This is a genomic window from Phycicoccus sp. Root563 (assembly GCF_001427915.1).
Lineage (GTDB): Bacteria > Actinomycetota > Actinomycetes > Actinomycetales > Dermatophilaceae > Pedococcus.
The window spans coordinates 1,127,393-1,149,857 of record NZ_LMGM01000001.1; the positions used below are offsets into that span (position 1 = coordinate 1,127,393).

At 71.1% G+C, this 22,465-nt stretch carries 17 protein-coding genes; 7 read left to right on the forward strand and 10 right to left on the reverse strand.

Annotated features, from left to right (window positions below):
• Positions 1-71: 71 nt before the first annotated feature.
• From ASD62_RS05275 to ASD62_RS05285, 3 genes are all read left to right on the forward strand, one after another.
• A complete protein-coding gene (locus ASD62_RS05275) occupies positions 72-1,439 on the forward strand; it encodes a transaminase (protein ID WP_056915060.1) in 1,368 nt (455 codons plus the stop codon).
• Positions 1,440-1,577: 138 nt separating this feature from the next.
• Positions 1,578-2,201 carry a hypothetical protein gene (locus ASD62_RS05280; protein ID WP_056915061.1) on the forward strand — a complete coding sequence of 208 codons (624 nt, stop codon included), beginning with the start codon at positions 1,578-1,580 and terminating at the stop codon, positions 2,199-2,201.
• 297 nt (positions 2,202-2,498) lie between these two features.
• Positions 2,499-3,152: a Crp/Fnr family transcriptional regulator gene (locus ASD62_RS05285; RefSeq protein WP_056915062.1), complete on the forward strand. Its 654-nt coding sequence runs from the start codon at positions 2,499-2,501 to the stop codon at positions 3,150-3,152.
• 124 nt (positions 3,153-3,276) lie between these two features.
• Here the strand turns inward: ASD62_RS05285 and ASD62_RS05290 are convergent, their stop codons facing one another.
• Both ASD62_RS05290 and ASD62_RS05295 read right to left on the reverse strand, forming a co-directional pair.
• A complete protein-coding gene (locus tag ASD62_RS05290; RefSeq protein WP_056915063.1) occupies positions 3,277-3,843 on the reverse strand; it encodes a hypothetical protein in 567 nt (188 codons plus the stop codon).
• Between the two features lie 95 nt (positions 3,844-3,938).
• Positions 3,939-5,696 carry a tetratricopeptide repeat-containing protein gene (locus ASD62_RS05295; RefSeq protein WP_056915064.1) on the reverse strand — a complete coding sequence of 586 codons (1,758 nt, stop codon included), beginning with the start codon at positions 5,694-5,696 and terminating at the stop codon, positions 3,939-3,941.
• A 135-nt stretch (positions 5,697-5,831) separates the two neighbouring features.
• Here ASD62_RS05295 and ASD62_RS05300 point away from each other — a divergent pair, with 135 nt between their 5' ends.
• On the forward strand, positions 5,832-9,701 hold the full coding sequence (locus tag ASD62_RS05300; protein ID WP_056915065.1) for a toll/interleukin-1 receptor domain-containing protein: 3,870 nt from the start codon (positions 5,832-5,834) through the stop codon (positions 9,699-9,701).
• Between the two features lie 72 nt (positions 9,702-9,773).
• Here the strand turns inward: ASD62_RS05300 and ASD62_RS05305 are convergent, their stop codons facing one another.
• Positions 9,774-11,777: a TIGR03960 family B12-binding radical SAM protein gene (locus ASD62_RS05305; protein ID WP_056915066.1), complete on the reverse strand. Its 2,004-nt coding sequence runs from the start codon at positions 11,775-11,777 to the stop codon at positions 9,774-9,776.
• Between the two features lie 58 nt (positions 11,778-11,835).
• Between ASD62_RS05305 and ASD62_RS05310 the strand changes: the two genes are divergently transcribed.
• The 3 genes from ASD62_RS05310 to ASD62_RS05315 all read left to right on the forward strand — a co-directional run bounded on the left by ASD62_RS05310 (position 11,836) and on the right by ASD62_RS05315 (position 13,244).
• Entirely contained in the window at positions 11,836-12,399 is a 564-nt protein-coding gene (locus tag ASD62_RS05310; protein WP_056915067.1) for a hypothetical protein, read from the forward strand.
• A 78-nt stretch (positions 12,400-12,477) separates the two neighbouring features.
• Positions 12,478-12,606 (forward strand): hypothetical protein, encoded by a 129-nt coding sequence (locus ASD62_RS20890; RefSeq protein ID WP_255353202.1) that lies wholly within the window; start codon positions 12,478-12,480, stop codon positions 12,604-12,606.
• 44 nt (positions 12,607-12,650) lie between these two features.
• Positions 12,651-13,244 (forward strand): protein-L-isoaspartate O-methyltransferase, encoded by a 594-nt coding sequence (locus tag ASD62_RS05315; RefSeq protein WP_255354132.1) that lies wholly within the window; start codon positions 12,651-12,653, stop codon positions 13,242-13,244.
• A 124-nt stretch (positions 13,245-13,368) separates the two neighbouring features.
• On the opposite strand, the gene ASD62_RS05320 is transcribed toward ASD62_RS05315, so the two are convergent.
• From ASD62_RS05320 to ASD62_RS19670, 7 genes are all read right to left on the reverse strand, one after another.
• Positions 13,369-15,231 carry a long-chain fatty acid--CoA ligase gene (locus ASD62_RS05320; RefSeq protein WP_056915068.1) on the reverse strand — a complete coding sequence of 621 codons (1,863 nt, stop codon included), beginning with the start codon at positions 15,229-15,231 and terminating at the stop codon, positions 13,369-13,371.
• 109 nt (positions 15,232-15,340) lie between these two features.
• A complete protein-coding gene (gene rodA, locus ASD62_RS05325) occupies positions 15,341-16,519 on the reverse strand; it encodes a rod shape-determining protein RodA (protein WP_082580586.1) in 1,179 nt (392 codons plus the stop codon).
• Positions 16,483-17,445 carry a bifunctional riboflavin kinase/FAD synthetase gene (locus ASD62_RS05330; protein ID WP_056917182.1) on the reverse strand — a complete coding sequence of 321 codons (963 nt, stop codon included), beginning with the start codon at positions 17,443-17,445 and terminating at the stop codon, positions 16,483-16,485. Before ASD62_RS05330 ends, rodA begins: the two co-directional genes overlap by 37 nt.
• Positions 17,446-17,455: 10 nt before the next feature.
• The gene (gene truB, locus ASD62_RS05335) at positions 17,456-18,370 is read right to left on the reverse strand and encodes a tRNA pseudouridine(55) synthase TruB (RefSeq protein ID WP_056915069.1); all 915 of its coding nucleotides are present in this window, start codon (positions 18,368-18,370) and stop codon (positions 17,456-17,458) included.
• Positions 18,357-18,866 carry a 30S ribosome-binding factor RbfA gene (gene rbfA, locus ASD62_RS05340; RefSeq protein ID WP_056915070.1) on the reverse strand — a complete coding sequence of 170 codons (510 nt, stop codon included), beginning with the start codon at positions 18,864-18,866 and terminating at the stop codon, positions 18,357-18,359. The genes truB and rbfA overlap by 14 nt, the downstream gene beginning before the upstream one ends.
• A 160-nt stretch (positions 18,867-19,026) precedes the next feature.
• The gene (infB, locus tag ASD62_RS05345; protein WP_056915071.1) at positions 19,027-21,939 is read right to left on the reverse strand and encodes a translation initiation factor IF-2; all 2,913 of its coding nucleotides are present in this window, start codon (positions 21,937-21,939) and stop codon (positions 19,027-19,029) included.
• Between the two features lie 154 nt (positions 21,940-22,093).
• On the reverse strand, positions 22,094-22,459 hold the full coding sequence (locus tag ASD62_RS19670; RefSeq protein WP_369796179.1) for a YlxR family protein: 366 nt from the start codon (positions 22,457-22,459) through the stop codon (positions 22,094-22,096).
• Positions 22,460-22,465 lie beyond the last annotated feature (6 nt).

A 22,465-nucleotide genomic window follows, 5' to 3' on the forward strand; every position in this document is an offset into this window, starting at 1 on the left:
GGGCGGCACCCGCCCCCTACGGAATCCGCACTCCCCTGCAGCACTGCCCACCCCACCTCTAGCGTTGGGCCATGGCAACCCTGGACCGCTCGCGACTGGCCTCCCTCCTCGCCGCCGAGCAGGCGGCATACACGAAGGACCACCCGCGCAGCCGCGAGCTCTTCGAGCAGGCGGACAACCTCTTCGGCCGGGTGCCGATGACCTGGATGAACATGTGGACGGGCGGCTTCCCCCTCTACCTCGACCACGCGACCGGGAACCGGGTCACCGACGTCGACGGCCACACGTACGTCGACTTCGCGCTCGGGGACACCGGCGCCATGGCCGGCCACTCCCCCAGGCCCACCGTCGCCGCGGTGCAGCAGCGGGCCGGCGAGCTGGGCGGCATCACGACCATGCTCCCCACCGGCGACGCCCAGTGGGTGGGTGCCGAGCTCGAGCGACGGTTCGGTATGCCGCTGTGGAGCTTCACCCTGTCGGCCACCGACGCGAACCGCTGGGCCATCCGGCTCGCCCGCCTCGCGACGGGCAAGCCCAAGGTGCTTGTCTTCGCGTACTGCTACCACGGGTCGGTGGACGAGGCGTTCGCGCTCCCGGGGCCCGAGGGCAAGGCGCAGAGCCGTCCGGGCAACGTGGCGCCGCCGGTCGACCTGAGCCTCACCACCCGCGTGGCGACGTGGAACGACCTCGAGTCCGTCGAGGCAGCGCTGGCCCACGGCGACGTCGCCGCCATCCTCACCGAGCCCGCGCTGACCAACATCGGGATCGTGCTGCCCGAGGACGGCTTCCTCCCGCGCCTGCGGGAGCTCGCGACCGAGCACGGCGCCCTGCTGATGATCGACGAGACCCACACCTTCTCGGCCGGCTGGGGCGGCGCGACCCGCGAGTGGGGCCTCGAGCCAGACATCTTCGTCATCGGCAAGTCCATCGGCGGCGGGATCCCCTGCGGGGCCTACGGCATCAGCCGCGAGGTGGCCGCCGCGGTGACACGCCACACCGACGCGGGCGATGCCGACATCGTCGACGTGGGTGGCGTCGGCGGCACGCTGGCCGGCAACGCGCTGTCGACGGCGGCGATGCGGGCGACCCTCGGCGAGGTGCTGACCGAGGAGGCCTTCGCCCACATGGTCGAGCTGGCGACGGAGTTCACCGCGGGCGTGCAGGCGACCTTCGACGAGCTCGACGTGCCGTGGTCGGTCGCCCAGCTCGGGGCCCGTGCGGAGTACCGGTTCACTCGGCCGGCCCCGCGCACCGGTGAGGAGTCCGCGGCCGCCGCCGACGACGAGCTCGACGCCTACCTGCACCTGGCCCTGTGCAACCGCGGCGTGCTGATGACGCCGTTCCACAACATGGCGCTGATGTGCCCCGAGACCTCCCGCGCCGACGTGGACCGGCACACCAGCGTCTTCCGTGAGGTGGTCGGCGCCCTCTTCGACTGAGGCCCGCGTCCCTTCCGCGGGACCGTTCGGCGCACGGCCCGGAATGTCCGGTGACCGCGTGGCAGCCCCGGCGTAACTTCGGGAGGTGGACCACTTCGGCACGAAGCGGCCCCTGCGAGAGAAGCGGAGGGTTGAGAGGTGTTCATCCAGATCATCCAGGGAAGGTGTCGTGACGCCGAGCAGGTGCACCGGCTGAACGACGAGTGGCGCGAGACGATGGGCCCGATGGCCCAGGGCTGGCTCGGCGGGACCTACGGCATCACCGACGACGGCGAGTTCGTCGGCGTCGTGCGGTTCGAGAGCCGGGAGGCAGCGGCGAGGAACTCCACCCGCCCCGAGCAGGGCGAGTGGTTCGAGCGCATGCGGGCGTGCTTCGACGGCGAGGTGACGTTCCACGACTGCGACGACGCGGTGATGTTCCTCGACGGCGGGTCCGACGACGCGGGGTTCGTCCAGGTCATCCAGGGGCGGGTGGCCGACCCCATGCGGTTCCGCAGCTTCATGGAGCAGCCGATGGACGTGCTGCACGAGCAGCGGCCCGAGATCATCGGCGGCACGATCGCCATGGAGCCCGACGGCTGGTTCACCGAGACCGTCGCGTTCCGCAGCGAGGAGGAGGCGCGGGCCGGCGAGGGCCGGGAGATGCCGGAGGACGCGCGGAGGGAGTGGGAGTCGCAGATGGCGGCCATGTCGGACGTCCGCTACCTCGACCTGCACGCCCCGTGGTTCGCGAGCGCGATGCCGCGGGAGTCCATGACCTGAGGCCGCACCCCGGAAAGACGTATGCCGCCCGCTCCCCCCGGCTCGAGAGCCTGGGTGAGCGGGCGGCTGTCCTCAGAGCTCTCCGCACGAGCGTTCCGAGGCACTCACCGGCGAGGCGGTGAAGGGGCCGTCTCGCCGACGCGTGAGCGGTCAGGAGGAGACGACCGCGTGCACCACGCCTGCCCCTCGACCAGATGGTGACCGGTCTCCGGGCAAGTCCCATTCGACACTGCGAACGCGCCCTGTCCCGATGACAAATGTCACCGATGTGGTGCCCAGTTGCAGCACACTGACGGGATGGAGTGGACCCTGCTCGCCGGCCTTGAGCCCGCAGAGCGCGAAGCAGTGCTGGCGTGCGGTCGACGGCGCCACTATCGACGCCACGAGATCGTCTGGCACGAGGGCGATCCCGGCGACACCCTGCACCTGGTGCGATCCGGTCGGCTCGCCGTGCGGGTGACCACTCCGGGTGGTGACCGGGCGACCCTGGCCGTCGTCGGACCCGGTGACGCCGTCGGTGAGCTCGCCCTGCTGAACCGTCCGCACCGCCGCACGGCGACCCTCGAGGCACTGGAGGACGTCGAGACGCTGGCCCTGGGACAGCAGGACTTCCACGACCTCCGCGCCCGCCACCCCGCCGTCGACGACATGCTGCTCGAGCTGCTGGCACAACGGGTGGAGCGGCTCGGCCAGCAGCTGCTGGACTCGCGCTACGCCAGCGCCAACCGGCGGGTCGCCCGCGCGCTCGCCGACCTCACCAGGGCGTACGGAGCCGACGGCCCGGTGGTCATCCCGCTGACGCAGGACGAGATCGCCGACCTCGCAGGGACCACGCGCCCCACCCTGAACCAGGCACTGCAGTCGTTCGCCGCAGCCGGGCTGGTCGTCCTGTCCCGGGGACGGATCGAGGTGCGCGACGTGGCCGGTCTGCGCCGCCGCGCCGGCGCCTGACGCTGCACACCGGTTCCGCACCGGGGTGGACGCCCCATGCGCAGGACGTCCACCGGGCACGCGCCAAGGAGCGTGGGACGGGTGCCGTCGCACCCGCCCCACGCTCCCCCTGTCGACGACCGGGTCAGCCGAGGTAGACCCAGCCGGCACCGGCGGTGCAGGGCCGGCTGGTCACGCACCGGTAGTCGCCAGAGTCGGTCATGTTCACGGACAGGCTGCTCTGGACGGCGCCGATGGCGGAGGTCCAGACGATGCTGGAGAGGACGCGGTAGTACCCGGAGCCCTGCGAGGGGAGGATCGACAGCGCCGGCAGCGTCGCCGAGACCTGGGCGGAGGGGATGGTGACCGAGCCGCGGTTCGTGCTGATCGTGGACCAGCCGGTCGAGTAGTAGCGCTGGGTCGTGTAGGTGACCTGGACCGTCTGGTTGCCGGACGCGGTGCGCTGGACCGTGGCGCCGGGCTGGTAGACCCACTGGTGCCACATCGGGCCCGTGACTGCCGAACCGGTGTTGTAGTGCGCACCCTGGACCTGGTAGATCGTCGGCATCACCGGGACGTTGCTCCGGCTGGCGACGGTGTAGGCCTGCGACGGGGCGCCGACCGCGAAGGTGACGGCCACGGCAGCTGCGAAGGCGGCAACCAGGCGGGCGATGACTCGGGGTGAGGCGGCGTTGAGGATCTTGGTGTTCATGGCTGCGGGTCCTTTCAGGAGCTGCGGGAGGCTGATGTCCTGAGGATGGCCCCGGGCCACCCCTCCCCTCTGTCCGCGCGCTGACACACCGCCTGTCAGCCTGGTGACGCAGCCCCTGCCGCCCGCAGGTGGTAGAGGTGCAGCGCGCCGTAGTCCTTGGCCGTCGGGGCGATCCCGACGTAGTCGCACCGCAGCTCAGGCGCCTCGAGCGCGAGCAGGGCCGCGAACTGTTCGGTGACGTAGGTCTGGCCGACGGGGGTCCGGGGCTCGATGCGCGCGGCCCGGACGACGGCGGCCCCGAAGAAGGCGTCCTCGTCGCGGATGCGGTCGCGGCCCGGGTGCACGGGCCCGACGTGCCCGCTGATGCGCAGGCCGCTCACCGACGCGAGCAGGGGGGAACCTGCGGTGGTCTCGGCCACGCTCTCCTGCCACCGCAGAGCGCAGCGGGCGGCCGAGGCCGTGTCACGCATGACGACGTGGACCGCGTCGCCCCATGTCTGACGGGCGAGCACGACGTCGCCGAACCCCTCGAGCACCTTCCCCAGGCCGCCCATCACCACGTCCATGAACAGCGGGATGACCTCGTCGGGCAGGCCGCTGAACCCTGCCACGTCGCAGAACAGCATGGCGCGGACCTCACGTCGGCCGGACGGAGGCTCGCGTCCGACCGCCTCACCGGTGCCGCCGCTGTCGACGACGACGCTCCGGCCCTGGACGGCCTCCCAGTCGGCGACGTCGGCCGCCACCCCCGTCTCCCCGGCGACGCCGTCCCACACGGCGACCTGGACGGCCGGCGCCTCCATCGCCTGGGCGCGCAACCGCGCCATACCCATCGCGACCCGCGAGCCGAACCGGAAGAGCACGTCCTCCTCCCCGTGCAGGGCGTCGTTGACGACGGTCACGCTCCTCGCCGCGGCGAGGCAGGCACGGAACCGTTCGACCCAGTCCTGGCCGAACGGTGCGACGGAGGCGCGGACGAAGGCCTCCTCCGGGAAGGGCAGGACGACGTTGTAGGCGCCCCCACGAGCCGCCAGCTGCTCGGCGACGAGGATGTCGGCGCCGGCTGCCAGCGAGCCGAAGGCCACCCTCACCCCCTCGCGCTCGAGGACGCGCGCGACCTCCGCCGTGGCGGCGCCTTCTGCGGCCCTCGGGAACCTCCCCCGGCCATCACCTGCGACGGGCAGGTGCCCCGTGGCGTGGGCGACGGCAGGGTTGCGCAAGGGGGCGAGGACGTCCGCCTCCAGCCCGAGGTGCGCGCAGAGCCGCGCCAGCTGGCGGCGCGTGGCGGCGCGGGAGGCATAGTCGTGCGGGCCCATGACCGCAGCAGCGACGACGGCGCGGTGGGCGAGGCCGAGGTCGCCGATGACGAGGGCCAGCTCGGCGCACGTCACGGCGGCCCAGTAGTCCTCCCAGGGCTCGCCGACGGAGGGCAGGGCGGAGCGGGCGAGCTCGGCGGCACGCGGCCGCTCACCGGCCAAGGTCCACAAGGTGGCCGCGTTGGCGGCTGGGTACGCGTCGTCCCACCGTCGGTGCACCGCTTCGTAGGCACGGGCTGCATCGGCGAGCAGCTGCGGACGGTCGGCACCCGTCGCCTCGAAGGCGAGATCCTTCGCCAGGCGGGCCCGGAGGGCGTCGATGTCGAGCCCGAGGCCGCGGTCGGGGACGGTGAGGACGTCGACGTCCAGGAGGTCTTCCGCAGCCGACCGGGCCTGAGTGAGCGCACCCGAGCGCGCCAGGGCGAGAACAGCGAGGTATCGGGTCCGGAGTGCCGAATCCCCTTTGTTCAGAAGCAATCGCGCCTCGTCGTAGGCCGCGAGGTAGTTCCCGTCAGCCATCAGGGACTCGATCGTCACCCGGTGATTGTCTCGCTCCCGACGGCGGGCAGAGCAGTATCCGGGAACCAGAGGAAAGCCTGATCGGACGGGTCTAGCATGCGGCTCAGGTCGCGGACCCCTTGGTCCGCTCCGTCCCTGCGGAGGTGACCCGTGATGGGTCCGTACGACGTCTTCATCTCCTACGCCCACTCCGCGGATGCAGAGCTGGCCGCGCAGCTCCAACGGGGTCTGCAGTCCCTCGCGCGACCGTGGCACCGCAGGTCTGCACTGCGCGTGTTCCGCGACGAGACCGGACTGTCGGCCAACCCCGGCCTGTGGACCTCGATCTCGGCAGCCATGGCCGAGTCGCAGTGGCTCGTCCTCCTCGCCTCGCCCGAGGCGGCCCGATCCGTCTGGGTCGACCGCGAGGTCGAGCAGTGGCTCCGGGACCACGACGCGAACCGCATCCTCGCCGTCGTCACCGGCGGCACCTGGGCCTGGGACCCGGTGCGCAACACCTTCGACGAGAGCTCCGACTCGGTACCCCCGTCCCTGCTCCACGCCTTCACCGAGGAGCCACGCCACGTCGACATGCGTTGGGCCGCAGCGGAACCCGCGGCACTGCTCGACCTGCGCCACCCCCGGTTCCGCGAGCAGGTCGCCGAGGTCGCGGCCCCCGTGCACGGCGTCACCAAGGACGACCTCACGGGCGAGGACGTGCGACAGTACCGACGGACCCGTCGCCTCGCCGGCGCCGCCGTCGCCTCCCTCGTCGCCCTGCTCCTCCTCGCGAGCACCGCGGCCGTCGTGGCGTACGTCCAGTCCGGTTCGGCGCAACGCAACGAAACCCTGGCCGTCTCCGCGCGACTCACCGCAGAGCAGGCACAGCAGCGCGCCCTCGATGCCGCAGACCTCGCACTGACCCGCCAGGCGGAGGCGGAGGCCTCGGCCAAGCTTGCCCTGCAACGCAAGTCGGAGGCCGAGGCCTCTGCGCGACTGGCCCTGCAGCGCAAAGGCGAAGCAGACGCAGCCGCAGCTGAGGCGCAGCGCCAGCGCGGCATCGCGGACGACCAGCGTGGTCAGGCGGCCCAGAGTGCGGCCGAGGCGGTGGCGCGTCGCGCCGAGGCAGAGCGGCAGACTGTCCTGGCCGAGGAGGCAGCGACACGGGCGGACGCTGCGGCAACAGAGGCGAACCGGCAGCGCAGCAACGCGGCTGCGTTCGCCGCTGTCGCCGTGCAGAGGGCGGACGAGGCGCGCAAGGCGCAGCAGAAGGCGCAGGCTGCCGCCGACAAGCTGGCGATACAGGCGCAACTGCTCATCGCGCAAAAGACTTCGCTGGAGGAGCGACAAGCCGAGATCTTGCAGGCGAAGTCGGCGATCGAGGCGGCCAACGCAGAAATCAGCAGCGGAAGCCTGCTCGCAGGCGGACTCGCGCGCGAGGCGCGAGGACAACACGACGTCGCCATGATCCTCAAGGCACAGGCAATGACTACCCCCGCTCAGCAACTGGCCGCCCGCGCCAGCCTCGCACTCGAGCAGTCTCGGCTTCGCATGGTGACATACCTCCCTGGCCCGGACAGTGGCGGTGACCTCGTCGCCGGAGCCAACCACGTCGCTACCGGGGGCGCGGCCCCGGAGCAGGCGCTGGTGTGGGATCTGAGGAGTCCCAGCAATGCCCCCGTCGCCCTGAGTACGTCGACAGGCGCCGCCCCGGCCCCGCGCGCCAGCTTCTCTCTGACGTCCGCTTCGCCCTTCGACGCGCCGCTACCCCCACCCCCACCGCCGCCAGGCCAGGGCCCACCGCCCATCCCTGCGTTCGCCCGGCAAGTCGCCTTGCATGGATTCGACTCAACGGGCACGCGGTTGATTGGCGTCACGGCGGACCTCACAGTGGTCCGTGTGTGGGACAGCGGAACCGGGTCGGCATTGCTGGATGTCCCCACCCGGTCCCTTGGCTTCGCGCCGGTAGACGTCCAACTTTCCCCAGACCGTCGGACCGCACTTGTCCAGACTGACACCGAGTCCGCAGACTCACACCCCACCATCGTGGCGGTCGACCTGAACCGCGCAACGGTGCTGGCAACATGGGCGGGACGGCTCCGCACGTCGCTGGGCTACACCGGCGCCTACGAACAAGCCGGCGATGCCAGTCCCTTCGCTCCCGACGGGCATCACTTCCTCTATGGGGTTGGCGACACGAACACCTTGACATGGATGGTGGGGGACAGCCGCGGTGCCAAGACGACGCCGCTCGTTGGCGCCAGCCCCACCATCGCCCCTCGGTTCTCGCACGACAGCAGCGAGGTGCTCGCAGTCACCGGGTCGGGTTATCTCGTGCTGCGGCTTTCTGTGACGGACGGACTTCCCACGGGGGTGGTGCTGCTGACCAAGGACGGCCTCCCCAGTCCCGTGCAAGCCGCAGATCGCGACGAGCCGACCGGCCTGATCGGGGCGCTCCTGGTGGACGGCAGCGTGGCCCTGTTCGACCAGGAAGGACGTCTGAGCTGGTCATCGTCGGGCTCAGTCTGCTCCGGCGGCGGCACTGTGAGTTTTGACGCAGCACGGTTCAACCTCGTGGCGGTGTGCACTGATTTGGGTCTACCTGAGACTCTCGTCGTTGTCCCGCTCACGACACCGAACAACATTCGCTCTTGGCCGCTTGACGGGACCAGGGTCAGCGACATCATCGTTGAAGCACCTGAGACGTGGGCCGTTCTCGCGGACAGTGCCACCCTCGTGCACCTGCCCTTTCACGGTGCCATCCGCCCGTATGTCGAGCCGCGCCTCGATCTGCATGGGCCGTGTGTGGTGCGGGTGTCCCCACATGACCTCCTCTGCAGCGGTACTCGAGTGCCACTGACAGGGCTGAGTGGTGGCGCCGAACCCGAGGTCGCGGCACCGGCGATGGTGGCAACCGTGACAGCAGCCGGCAGCGGAAGCACCTGGTACGCCATGACAACTGGGGGCCGAGTGATGAAGGTCGACCCCGGGACAAAGCGACCTTCTGCGGCGATACCTGCGGTTGCCGCGTCAGAAGACTTCGGCGTCACCGCGGATTCTTGGTGGATGGTGTCGACAACTGGCGATCACACCACGGTGACCGACCTCACGACCGGCGCGAGCGTGCGCGCCGCGGTGCAAGGTACGGCAAAGCTCGTCGGACAGGTGTCAGTGCCTGGACACGACCCCGCCTTGCTCGTCGGGCGGCTCAACGGAGTCGCCCAGAATGACACTGCATTTAGTGCCTTGATTGATCCTCGAACCGGACAGACCTGGGACCTCGAACTCGCACCCATGACGGTGGTCTCCTCCGGCGGTACGTCCCTCGCGAGTCTCGCCAATGGCGTCACCACCGTCCGCTCAGGCCCCTCCCTCGCCTCCACTCAGGTCGTGCAGACGCCAGACGCGGAGATCGGGCCGGCCACATCTCCGGACAGCCGGTCATGGCTCGCCGTACGTGACGGTGGTGCGAACATCGCGTACATCAGGACCGTCACCACGCCCGCGACCGTCGGCATCTTGGCGGAGGTCGTCGTTCGGGATGTCACGACGGGAGCAACCTTGTTTACCGCCCGTCTGGGCTCTGACGAGATAGCGGCGGCATTCGCGCCACAACTGACCTTCACTCCCGATGGCACGAAACTGGTGATGCGCACTCCACGACGGCTGGTGACATGGTCCACCTCCTCCTGGGCGGTAACCGGAGAGGTCCTTGCCAAAGGCTGTGGCGAAGGAGCCGTGCCGATCGCTGACCCAGGCGGGGCTTTCATCGCGGCAGGTGGCCGCCTCTACGCCACGGGTGACCTGTCGACCGTGGACGCCACCCTCGGGTGCCACGACGCCGTCGCCTACAGGAACGGCGACCTCGTCCTGCTGGACCGGGTCGACGGGCGGCTGTCCAGCGTCACCGTCCCGCTGCGGGCCGGCAGTCTCTCGGATGCTGCCTGCGCCGCCGCCGGACGCAACCTCGGCACCAAGGAGTGGCTCCAGTACCTGCCCGCGGCACCCGCGACGCCGACCTGCCGTCAGTGGCCGAGCGGCTGAGCGGCTGGGCAGCTGAGCTGACGCAACGGCACGCCTCCCCATGTGTCCGGGGAGGCGTGCCGTCGCAGCGACTCAGTGCGTGTGCGACTCCAACATGGCCTGACGTCCCGAACCCAGGACGGTGAGCGGCAGCAGGGTCTTGCCGGTCGGCCCGACCTCGATGTCGGTGCCCATCTGGGGGCAGACACCGCAGTCGAAGCACGGGGTCCAGCGGCAGTCGTCCACCTCGGTCTCGTCGAGGGCGTCCTGCCAGTCGGCCCAGAGCCACTCCTTGTCGAGCCCCGAGTCGATGTGGTCCCAGGGCAGCACCTCGGACTCGCCGCGGTCGCGGGTGGTGTACCAGGCGACGTCGACGGGCAGGTCCGCGAGGGCGCTCTCCGCGGCGGTCATCCAGCGCTCGTAGGAGAAGTGCTCGCTCCACCCGTCGAACCGGCCACCGTCGCGCCACACCTGCTCGATGACCTTGCCGACGCGCCGGTCACCCCGGGACAGCAGTCCTTCGACGATGCCGGGCTTGCCGTCGTGGTAACGGAATCCGATCGACGAGCCGTAGCGGCGGTCGGACCGGATCGCCTCGCGCAGCTTGGCCAGTCGGGCGTCGGTCTCCTCGGCGCCGAGCTGACCGCACCACTGGAACGGCGTGTGCGGCTTGGGCACGAACCCACCGATCGAGACGGTGCAGCGGATGTCGCGACGACCGCTGACCTGGCGACCGGTCTCGATGACCTTCTTGGCGAGCTCCGCGATCTGGAGCACGTCCTCGTCGGTCTCGGTCGGGAGGCCGCACATGAAGTAGAGCTTCACCTGTCGCCACCCCGCGCCGTACGCGGCGGCGACGGTGCTGATGAGGTCCTCTTCGGACACCATCTTGTTGATCACCTTGCGGATCCGCTCGCTGCCGCCCTCGGGGGCGAAGGTGAGGCCGGAGCGGCGACCGTTGCGGGTCAGCTCGTTCGCGAGGTCGATGTTGAACGCGTCGACCCGGGTCGAGGGCAGCGACAGGCCCGTCTGGGTGCCGTCGTAGCGGTCGGCCAGGCCCTTGGTGATGTCCGCGATCTCGGAGTGGTCCGCCGAGCTCAACGACAGCAGGCCGACCTCCTCGAACCCCGTCGCCGCCAGCCCGCGCTCCACCATCTCGCCGATGCCGGTGATGCTTCGCTCCCGCACCGGACGCGTGATCATGCCGGCCTGGCAGAAGCGGCAACCGCGGGTGCACCCCCGGAAGATCTCGACGGACATGCGCTCGTGGACCGACTCCGCGAGCGGCACGAGCGGCTGCTTCGGGTAGGGCCACGCGTCGAGGTCCATGACGGTGTGCTTCGACACCCGCCACGGGACACCGGTCGCGTCGGCCGACGGGGCGACGCGCTGGATGCGGCCGTCGGGCAGGTAGGACACGTCGTACAGCGACGGGACGTACACACCGCCGGTCCGGGCCAGGCGCAGCAGCAGCTCCCGGCGACCACCCGGCATACCCTGCGCCTTCCAGGCGCCGATCAGGTCGGTGACCGCGAGCACCGCCTCCTCGCCGTCACCGACGATGGCGGCGTCGACGAAGTCGGCGATCGGCTCGGGGTTGAACGCGGCATGGCCGCCGGCGATGACCAGCGGGTCCTCGTCGGTGCGGTCGACCGCGTGCAGGGGGATGCCCGCGAGGTCGAGTGCCGTGAGCATGTTGGTGTAGCCGAGCTCGGTCGAGAACGACATGCCCAGCACGTCGAAGTCGCGGATGCTGCGGTGGGCGTCCACGGTGAACTGGGGCACGCCCTGCTCACGCATGAGGGCCTCGAAGTCCGGCCACACGGCATACGTGCGCTCGGCGAGGGCGTCCGTCCGCTCGTTGAGCACCTCGTACAGGATCATGACGCCCTGGTTGGGCACCCCGACCTCGTACGCGTCGGGGTACATGAGGGCCCAGCGCGTGGTCAGGGCTTCACCGCCGGGCCCGAAGCCGCCGCAGTCCCAGTCCTTGACGGTGGAGTTCAGCTCGCCCCCGACGTACTGGATGGGCTTGCTGACCTGCTCGAGCAGCGGCTCGAGGCGGGCGAAGACTGAGGTGCCTGGGGTGTCGGTCATGGTGTGACAAGGGTAACCGCGCAGGCCGCCACCACCGAAAACGGCGAGACTCGGGGGCATGGCACCGCCCCCGACCCCCGGTCCCCTCCCCGGCCTCCCCCGCGCCTGGGGTGTGACGGAGCAGGAGTGGGCCACCCCGCTGCCGTGCGACGAGGGCACCGGGCCGGGCTGGGTGCGGCTGATGCGCGGGGTGTCCTCCTCGGCGCCCCCGGAGGCCGTCTGGCCCTGGCTGTGCATGATGCGGGTCGCGCCCTACTCCTACGACTGGGTCGACAACCTCGGTCGCCGGAGCCCGCGCACCCTCGACCCGGCGCTCACCGAGCTGCGCCCCGGGCAGGTCGTGGCGACGGTGTTCACGCTCGAGTCCTTCGTCCCCGGTCAGAGCCTCACGATGACGATGCGCACGGGGCGCGCCACGGCCGCGTTCGGAGACGTGCGGGCCACGTATGCCGTGTGGCCGGCTCCCGGCGGAGGCAGCCGCATCGTGGGCGTCATGCACTGCGCACCGCGGCACTCGGCCCTTCGGCGGGTCAGTGGGGTTGCCCTCGACTGGGGCGACCTGGTCATGATGCGCAAGCAGCTGCGGACGTTTGCCGCGTTGGCCGAGGGCGCGACCGGCTGAGGAGGTGGGTTCCGGGGACGCGTCCGGCGTCGCACCGGTCTCAGGGTCTTCTCAGCGCCGGAACCTAACCTGTCGCCCATGCGCGCCTCGACGGTCCGGCTGGTGGCAGCCTTTGCCCTGCTCTTCGTGGTCGCGCTCGCGACCCACACGATCGGCCCCGGGCCGGACGGGCCGAGCCCGACCAGCCACCACGCCGCCCGACGGTGACCTGAGCCGACCCGCACCGAGCCACCTCGTCGCATACTGGAGGGGTGGCGAGCGCGCACGAGCGCGTCGCGGCTGCGCTGGAGGCGATGCCGCGGGTCCGGTTCCTGCCCCGTGACCAGGTGGCCCGTGCCGGGCAGGACACACCGCTGCCCATCGGTCACGGTCAGACCAACAGCCAGCCGACCACGGTCCGCCAGGTGCTCGAGCTCCTCGACGTCCACGAGGGCGACACCGTCCTCGACGTGGGTTCCGGCTCGGGGTGGACCACGGCCCTCCTGGCGCGCCTGACCGGCCCGACCGGCTCGGTCGTGGGCGTGGAGCGGGTGCCTGCCCTCGTGACCGTGGGTGCGGCACACCTGGCCGACGCGGGCGTGCCGTGGGCGCGCGTGGAGCCCGCCGCGCCCGGTGTCCTGGGACGCCCCTCAGAGGGCCCCTACAACCGGATCCTCGTGTCGGCGCAGGCCAGCCGGCTGCCCCACGAGCTCGTCGCCCAGCTCGCCCCTGAAGGCGTCCTCGTCGTCCCCGTGCGTGGCCGCATGCTCCGTGTGCGCGCCACCGGCGCGGACCTGGTCGTCGAGGAGCACGGCTGGTACCGCTTCGTGCCGCTCGTCGAGGACCGCGCCCCCACCAGCAGCTGAGAGCGCCACCGCCGGGCGGCGTGCGTCGGGCCACGCCGGTCAGCCCGTGCACGCGCGACGCCCCGTCCACCCAGGGGTGGACGGGGCGTCGGCAGAGGGGCCTACCTCGCAGGGACGGGCGGGCTCAACCGGTGTAGTGCGCGTCGAGCACCGTCTGGTACTTCTCGCTGACCGCCTTGCGGCGCAGCTTCAGGCTGGGCGTGAGGTCGCCGTCCTCGATCGTCAGGTCGTGGTCGAGGATCGTGAACTTCTTGATCTGCTCCCAGCGGTTGAGGTTCACGTTGAGGGTGTCGACGTAGACCTGCACCATGTTGTGCGCCTCCTTCGACGTCACGATCTGCCGGTACGACCCGGAGACGCCGTGGTTGGCGGCCCAGTCCTGGATGGCCTCGGGGTCCAGCGTGACCAGTGCGGTGACGAAGTTGTGGTCGGCGCCGTAGACCATGAACTGGCTGACGTAGGGGCAGATGCCCTTGAAGGTCGACTCGATCATCGACGGCGCGACGTACTTGCCGCTCGAGGTCTTGAAGAAGTCCTTCTTGCGGTCGGTGATCTTGAGGTAGCCGCGGTCGTCGAGCTCCCCGATGTCACCGGTGTGCAGCCAGCCGTCGGCGTCCTTGGTCTCCGCCGTCTCGTCGGGCTTGTTGTGGTAGCCCTGCATGACGCCGGGGCCGCGCAGCAGGACCTCGCCGTCCTCGGCGATCCTCGCCTCCGTACCGGGCAGGGCCCAGCCCACGGTGCCGATCTCGTTGGAGGACGGGCGGTTCACGAAGGAGGCGGCACTCGTCTCGGTGAGCCCGTACCCCTCGAGGATGGTCAGCCCGATCGAGTCGAACCAGTTCGCGATGTCGTGGTTGAGGGCCGCGGACCCCGAGATGAAGAACCGGATGCGCCCACCGAACCGGCTGCGCACCTTGTGCAGCACCAGCTTGTCGGCCAGCGCCAGCTTGCTCGCGAGCATGCCGGTCGGCTTCTCCCCACGGGCCCGCATGGCGGCGACGTCGCGCCCCACGCTCACCGACCAGACGAACAGCTTCTCCTTGAGCCCACCCTCCCTGGCCATCATCGTCGTGATCCGGCCGTAGGCCTTCTCGAAGATCCGGGGGGCGGCACCCATGAACGTCGGCTGCACCACGGCGAGGTTGTCGACGATCTTGTCGACCCGACCGTCGATCGCGGTCGGGAAGCCGACCTGCAGCGGCAGCGTCAGCAGGACCTTGCCGAAGACGTGGGCCAGCGGCAGCCAGAGGTACTGCAGGTCGTCGCTGCGCAGGATGCCGATGGCGTCCACGGCGGCGGCCTCGTAGACCCAGGCGTCGTGGGTGAGGCGCACGCCCTTGGGGCGACCGGTGGTACCCGAGGTGTAGATGATCGTGGCCAGCTGGTCCGGGTGCAGCGCGTCGATGCGGTCGTCGACGACGGAGGGGTTCGTGGCGAGCAGCCCGACACCCATCTCCTCCAGCTCGTCGAGACCGATCACCCAGTCACCGTCCGGGGTGCCGGTGAACGTCACCACCCGGGCGACGTCCGGCATGTCGACCCGCCGGTCGCGCAGCTTGGCCACCTGCTCGTCGTCCTCGGCGAAGACGACCAGGCTGCCGGAGTTCGCCGCGATGTACGAGACGTCGGGCGCGATCGTCGTGGGGTAGATCGTCGTGGTGGCACCGCCGGCGCACATGACCGCGAGGTCGGTCAGGGCCCACTCGTAGCGGGTGGAGGAGGCGATCGCGACCCGGTCCTCGGGGCTGACACCGAGGGCGATGAGCCCGGCGGCCAGGCGGTAGGCACGCTCGCGGACCTCGGTCCAGGTCACCGACTTCCACGTCTGCGTCCGCCCTCCCTCGGCGAAGCGGAACGCCTCCGCATCCGGGCTCTTCGCGACGCGGTCACGGAACAGGTGGGCGACGCTCTGGGCGCGACCCTCGATGACGGCGGTGTTCACGTGCTCGTCCAGGGCGGTGGTGCGGTGCTGCGTGTTGGTCGGCATGACCTTCCTCGGCTCGGCGGGGTGGGTTGCCGTGGATAGTGCCACGCCACTTCACCGAGTGGGGCCGATCAGGCGCGATTGTGCCCGAATGGCCACTGCGGGCCAGTGGTCACCGGGGGCGGCTGGACAGGTGCACGTTGTTGACCAGCCCGATCGCCAACCAGCAGGCGAACATGGACGAACCGCCATACGAGAGGAACGGCAGGGGCAACCCGGTGACCGGGGTGAGGCCGAGGTTCATGCCGACGTTCTCGAACACCTGGAAGAGCAGCCAGGTCGCCACGCCGATCGCCATCAGCCGGCCGAAGGCGTCCTGGGCACGGGTCGCCACGAGGACCGCGCGCAGGACGACGAACCCGAGCAGCACGAGCAGCCCGGCCGCCCCCACGAAGCCGAGCTCCTCCCCCGCGACGGAGAACACGAAGTCGGTCTGCTGGAACGGGATGAACCCACCCTGGGTCTGGTGACCCTCGAACAGCCCCTGCCCCTGCCAGCCGCCCGAACCGATCGCGATCCGCACCTGACGGGTCTGGTACCCGATCCCCTGGGGGTCGGCCTGGGGGTCGACGAAGGCGGTCAGGCGGTCGCGCTGGTAGGCACTGAGCACGGGGGTCGTGAGCGCCACCACGACCGCCGCCGCGACCAGACCGACCGCCAGGGCCAGCCACCGCTTCGGGGTGCCGGCGACGGCGACCACACCCAGGGCCAGCGCCGCGAGGACGAGGGCCGAGCCGAGGTCGGGTTGGAGCAGCACGAGCCCCACGGGGACGGCGGCCACGGCCACCGCCACGAGCAGGTCGCGGACGGTCGGCTCGGCGCCGCGGTCGAGGCGCTCGCCGAGGATGATGGCCAGGCCCAGGCAGAGCGCCGCCTTGGCGAACTCCGACGGCTGCACGGAGAACCCGCCCGGCAGCAGGATCCACGAGTGCGACCCGTTCACCGTCGACCCCACCGGGGTGAGGACGAGCAGCAGCCCCCCGACCGACACGAGGTAGAGCAGGGGGGCCAGCGCGCGCAGCAGCTGGTGCCCCATCCGGGTCACCAGGGCCGCGATGGTCAGGCCCACCGCCGTGGTGAACAGGTGCCGGACCAGGTATGCCGCCCCGGCCTCCTGCCGGGTCGCGGACCACACGAGCAGGGCCCCCACGAGTGACAGCCCCAGGGCGGCGATGACCAGGCCCCAGTCGCTGTGGGCCCACAGCGAGGCTCCCCCGCTGGCCCTCGACCAGAACCCGCCCCGGCGGGAGGCGGTCAGGACGGGACGATCGAGGCCAGGACCTGTCGGCACTTCTCGATGTCCCCGGCCATGGCCTCCAGCAGCTCCTCGATGGACTCGAAGCGCAGCGTCGGGCGGATGTGCTCCACGAACTCCACGGTGACCTGCTCGTCGTAGAGGTCGAGGTCGGTGCGGTCGAGGACGTAGGCCTCGACCGTGCGGACGGTGCCGTCGAAGGTCGGGTTGGTGCCGACCGAGACGGCGCACGGCAGGGTGCGCTCGGGGTCCTGGGTGGCCAGCCCGGTGCGGGTCAGCCAGCCGGCGTAGACGCCGTCCGCGGGGACGAGGCCCAGCGAGTCGTCGGAAAGGTTCGCGGTCGGGTACCCCAGCTCGCGGCCACGGTGCGCGCCGTGGACCACCGTGCCGGTCATCCGGTGCGGTCGACCGAGGATCCCGGCAGCGGCCGCGACCTCACCGGCCGCCAGGTGGCGGCGCACGGCCGAGGACGACCAGCGCTCCCCCTCGCCGAGGTCGTCGAGGACGACGACGTCGAAGCCGTGGGTGGCGCCGAGCTCGCGCAGGGTGCCGACGTCGCCGGTGTAGGCGCGGCCGAACCCACGCGCGTCGGCGCCGACGACGAGCGCGGCGACACCGAGGGTGTCGACGAACGTGCGGACGATGAACTCCTCCGCGGTCTGCTCGGCGAACTCACGGGTGAAGTCGAGCACCAGCAGGCCGTCGAGCCCGGTCTCTGCGAGGAGCTCGTCGCGCAGCCGGCCGGGGGCGATGAGCTCCAGCCCACCCTCGGGGTGGAAGATCTCGGCCGGGTGGGGGTCGAAGGTGACGGCCACGCTCGGCAGGCCGCGGCGCGTTCCCTCCTCGACCAGCTGGCTCAGCACGGCGCGGTGACCGAGGTGGACCCCGTCGAAGTTGCCGAAGGTCGCCACGCTGCGTCGCAGCGAGTCAGGGGTCTGGGCGGGGTCGGTCCAGCGGTGCACGGAGGACACTCTACGAACCCGCGGGGGCGAACACGACGTGCGACCTGGCTTTGTGACCGGACTCATCGAGCATCGCGACCAGGGTGCCGTCGGGGGCGAAGGCCGCCACGGGCTCGGTGCGGCCCGGCTCGGCGGAGTCGATGCGCTGGCCGAAGCCGATCGTGCGCGCCTGCTCCTCGCTCAGCTCGCGCACGGCGAACTGCGCGCGAGCAGCGTCGGCGAGCACCGTGACCGGCACCTCCTCGGGCGAGTCGAGCCGGCCGAGGTCCTCCAGGGTGTGGGCCCGGTCCAGGGTGAACGCCCCGACGCGCGTGCGGCGCAGGGCGGTGAGGTGGCCCCCGACACCGAGGGCGACGCCGAGGTCGCGGGCGAGTGCGCGCACATAGGTGCCCGAGCTCACCGTCACCTCCACGTCGACGTCGAGCACGGGTGTGCCGTCGGCGTCGGCGGGACGGGTCGCGACCACCACGAACCGGCTGACCGTCGCCGGTCGGGCGGGGAGCTGGACGTCCTCGCCAGCGCGGACGCGGTGGTAGGACCGCTGGCCGTCGACCTTGATGGCCGAGACGCTGCTCGGCACCTGCTGGATGTCTCCCGTGAGCTGGGCGACCGCGGCCCCCAGCGCCTCCGGGGTGACGCCGTCGGCCGCGGCCGAGGTGGTGACCTCGCCCTCGGCGTCGTCGGTGATCGTGGCCTGTCCGAGCCGGATGGTGGCGGTGTAGTCCTTGTCGCAGCCGACGAGGAAGGTCAGCAGCTTGGTCGCCCGGCCGATGCCGAGGACGAGGACGCCTGTGGCCATCGGGTCGAGGGTCCCGGCGTGACCGACCTTGCGGGTGCCGCACAGGCGCCGGCCGCGGCCCACGACGTCGTGGCTGGTCCAGCCGGCGGGCTTGTCGACGACCAGGAGGCCGTCAGGCGCGGGCATCCGACGCCGTGCCGTCCTCGGTCAGACCGCCCGTGTCGCTGTCGTCGCTGTCGGCCTCGTCGCCCACGGGAGCGTCGTCCTCGTCCTTGCGGTACGGGTCGGCCTCCCCCGCGTACGTCGCACCGGCAGCGGCGGCCGCCACGGCGGCGTCGCGCTCCTTGGCCTCGCGCAGCAGCTCCTCGAGGTGCGAGGCGGTCTCCGGGATGGCGTCGGCGAAGAAGTCCAGGCTCGGCGTCAGGCGGATCTTGATCTGCTGGCCGACGAACGAGCGCAGCCGGCCCTTGTTCTTCTCGAGCAGGGCCGCGGTCCGCGCGCGCTGGGCCTCGTCACCGAAGACGGTGTAGAAGACCGATGCGTGCTGGAGGTCACCGGTGACGCGGACGTCGGTGATGGTGATGAAACCGAGGTCGGGGTCCTTGACGATCGACACGACGTTGGCCGCGATGAGGACCTTGATGCGGTCGGCGATCTTGCGGGCGCGTCCGGTGTCAGCCACGAGCGGTCTCCTTGCTGGGAATCGGTGGGGCGGAGGCGAAGCTGGATGGTGGCGCGCCGCACCGTGAGAGAGCTTGTGAGAGGTGCAAGCGCCGTCATCCAGCGAAGCCGCGGGCGACGTCACCGTCGCCCAGCGAGGCCGGNGCTCACGCTGCATACGATCAGGCGCGCGGCTTCTCGCGCATCTCGTACGTGGCGATGAGGTCGCCGAGCTGGAGGTCGTTGTACGACCCCAGGTTGATACCGCACTCGAAGCCCTCGCGGACCTCGGTGACGTCGTCCTTGAACCGGCGCAGGCCGGCGATCTCGACGTTCTCAGAGACGACGACGCCGTTGCGGGTGATCCGGGCGCGGGTGCCGCGCTTGATCTCGCCGCTGCGGACGATCGATCCGGCGATGTTGCCGAACTTGCTGGAGCGGAAGATCTCGCGGATCTCGGCGGTGCCGAGCTCCACCTCCTCGAACTCCGGCTTGAGCATGCCCTTGAGCGCTGCCTCGATCTCCTCGATGGCCTGATAGATCACCGAGTAGTAGCGGATCTCGACGCCCTCGCGCTCGGCGTAGTCAGCGTTCTGGCCCTCGGCCCGGACGTTGTAGCCGATGATGATGGCGTCGGACGCCATCGCGAGGTTGATGTTGTTCATCGTGATCGCACCGACGCCGCGGTCGATGATCCGCAGGTCGACCTCGTCGCCCACGTCGATCTGCAGGAGCGCGTCCTCGAGCGCCTCGACAGAACCGGACACGTCGCCCTTGAGGATGAGGTTGAGCGTCTCGACCTTGCCGGCCGCGAGCGCCTCGTTGAGGTCCTCGAGGGAGATGCGCTTGCGGGCCTTGGCCAGGGAGGCCTGGCGGTCGGCAGCTTCGCGCCGCTCGGCGATCTGACGGGCCGTGCGGTCGTCCGGGGCCACCACGAAGGTGTCACCGGCGCGCGGGACCGAGGACAGACCGAGCACCTGCACGGGACGGGACGGACCCGCCTCCTTGAGGTTGTTGCCGTGCTCGTCGAGCATCGCGCGGACGCGGCCGTAGGCCGAACCCGTGACGATGGCGTCACCGACGTGCAGGGTGCCGGCCTGGACCAGCACCGTGGCCGTGGCGCCACGGCCACGGTCGAGGTTGGCCTCGATCGCGACACCGCGGGCGTCGCGGTCGGCGTTGGCGCGCAGGTCGAGCGCGGCGTCGGCGGTGAGCAGGACGGCCTCGAGGAGGGCGTCGATGTTCTGCCCGGCCTTGGCCGACACGTCGACGAACATCGTCTCGCCGCCGTACTCCTCGGCCACCAGGTTGTACTCGGTGAGCTGCTGGCGGACCTTGGACGGGTTCGCACCCTCGACGTCGATCTTGTTCACCGCGACCACGATCGGGACGTCCGCAGCCTGGGCGTGGTTGAGCGCCTCGATGGTCTGCGGCATCACGCCGTCGTCGGCCGCGACCACGAGGATCGCGATGTCGGTGACCTTCGCACCACGGGCACGCATGGCGGTGAACGCCTCGTGACCCGGGGTGTCGATGAAGGTGATCGGACGGTCGACGCCCTCGTGCATCTTGTGCACCTGGTAGGCACCGATGTGCTGCGTGATGCCACCGGACTCGCCACCGGCGACGTCCTCGTTGCGGATGGCGTCGAGCAGGCGGGTCTTTCCGTGGTCGACGTGACCCATGACGGTCACGACCGGCGGACGGGCCTCGAGGTCCTCGTCGTCCTCACCCTCGATACCCGTCTCCAGGTCGATGTTGAAGGCGTCGAAGAGCTCCTTCTCCTCCTCCTCGGGGGAGACGACCTCGATGTTGTAGCCGAGCTCGACACCGAGCAGCTTGAAGGTGTCCTCGTCCAGCGACTGGGTGGCCGTGGCCATCTCGCCGAGGTGGAAGAGCACCGTCACCAGCGCGCCGGGGTTGGCGTTGATCTTGTCGGCGAAGTCGCTGAGCGACGAGCCGCGACGGACCCGGATGAGGGTCGTGCCGTTGCCGCGGGGCACGCTGACGCCACCGAGCGACGGCGCCTGCATCTGCTCGAACTCCTGGCGCTTCGCACGCTTGGACTTGCGGCCACGGACCGGACGACCGCCACCGCGACCGAACGCACCCGCGGTCGAGCCGCGACCTGCGCCACCGCGGAAGCCACCGCCACCGGGGCGACCGGCGAAACCGCCACCACCTGCACCGGCACCGGGACCACCGGGGCCACGACCAGCGGCACCGGGACCACCGGGGCCACGGGCGCCGCCACGGGCGGGACGCTCACCGGGACGACCGACCGCACTGCGGTCGGGCATCATGCCCGGGCTCGGACGGGGACCGCCGGGACGGGGTCCGCCCGGGCCGGCGGTGCCGCCGGGACGCGGGCCGGCAGCGCCAGCGCCGCCGGGGCGGCTCTGCGGGCGCGGCATGCCCTGCGACGGGGCGAACGGGTTGTTGCCGGGACGCGTGGACTCGCGCGGGCCACCCTCGCGGGTGCCGCCCTCACGAGTGCCGCCGTCACGACCGGTGCGCATGCCCTGGCTGGGCGCGAACGGGTTGTTGCCGGGGCGCGGGGCACCCGGGCGGGGGGCGGACGACTGGCCACCGGGACGCGGCGCGGAGCCGGGGCGGGGTGCCGACGGGGCGCCACCCTGCCTGTCGCTGTCGCGGGCGGACTGCACGTCGGCCTTGGCGGCCGGCGCCGCGGGGGCCGCCGGGGCCGGAGCCGCGGGGGTCGCCTTGGCGGCCGGAGCTGCCGGCGCGGGGGCCTGGGCAGCAGGTGCGGCGGCCGGGGCCGGTGCGGCGGGAGCTGCCGGAGCAGCCTGTGCCGCCGGGGCGGTGGGCTCGGCAGGAGCCTGCTTCGCCGGGGCCGGCGGGGTGGGGGCTGCCGGAGCGGCAGGTGCGGCAGCAGCCGGCTTGGCCGGTGAAGCCTTGGCGGCCGGGGACTTCTTGTCCTCCGGGAAGGTCTCCGTCGCCTTGCGGACGACGGGGGCCTCGATGGTCGAGCTGGCGGTCTTGACGTACTCGCCGATGCTGTTGAGGTGGGCGATCAGCGTCTTGCTGTCGGTGCCGAGCTCTTTGGCGAGCGCGCTTACACGGACCTTGGCCACGTTTCTCCTGTTCCTGGTCCGTGCCAGGACAGGCGCGGACCGTCGTTACTGCTGGGGGGAGCTCATTGCTGAGTTCTCATCGGGTGCTCATCAGCGGTCAAACCCACTCTCTGTTACGAGTCATGGTCGGTTCCCATAGCGATGGACGGTTGGTTCAAAGGGTGTTCGACGGCTGGTCTGGACCTCGGTCGTCGACCAACCCTCGAACGTGTGCTGCGACGGCTTCGGGGCCGGCCGTGGCGCCGACACGCAGCGCTCGACCGAACGCCCGTCGGCGTAGGGCCTGCTCGAGGCAGTCGCCCGTGGGGTGCAGCCATGCGCCACGCCCCGGCAGGCGGCGCCACGGATCCGGCACCAACCGGGTCTCCCCGGCCTCGTCCTTCTCCGCGACCACTCGCAGGAGTGCCGACCAGCTATCCGTCCCGCGGCACCCCACACACGTCCGGACGGGAGTCCGGGGCGTCGTGCGGGTGGTGTCGTCCTGTGCTGCGGGCTGGGGTCCAGTCCGGTCGGTCACCACCAGTCT

Bases quoted from the DNA above. Each gene is read 5' to 3' on its own strand.
- ASD62_RS05320 (WP_056915068.1), bottom strand. From the start codon at position 15,231: ATGCCGACCAACACGCAGCACCGCACCACCGCCCTGGACGAGCACGTG.
- truB (WP_056915069.1), bottom strand. From the start codon at position 18,370: ATGCCCGCGCCTGACGGCCTCCTGGTCGTCGACAAGCCCGCCGGCTGG.
- ASD62_RS05305 (WP_056915066.1), bottom strand. From the start codon at position 11,777: ATGACCGACACCCCAGGCACCTCAGTCTTCGCCCGCCTCGAGCCGCTG.
- ASD62_RS05310 (WP_056915067.1), top strand. From the start codon at position 11,836: ATGGCACCGCCCCCGACCCCCGGTCCCCTCCCCGGCCTCCCCCGCGCC.
- ASD62_RS05275 (WP_056915060.1), top strand. From the start codon at position 72: ATGGCAACCCTGGACCGCTCGCGACTGGCCTCCCTCCTCGCCGCCGAG.
- ASD62_RS05285 (WP_056915062.1), top strand. From the start codon at position 2,499: ATGGAGTGGACCCTGCTCGCCGGCCTTGAGCCCGCAGAGCGCGAAGCA.
- ASD62_RS20890 (WP_255353202.1), top strand. From the start codon at position 12,478: ATGCGCGCCTCGACGGTCCGGCTGGTGGCAGCCTTTGCCCTGCTCTTC.
- ASD62_RS05290 (WP_056915063.1), bottom strand. From the start codon at position 3,843: ATGAACACCAAGATCCTCAACGCCGCCTCACCCCGAGTCATCGCCCGC.
- ASD62_RS05300 (WP_056915065.1), top strand. From the start codon at position 5,832: ATGGGTCCGTACGACGTCTTCATCTCCTACGCCCACTCCGCGGATGCA.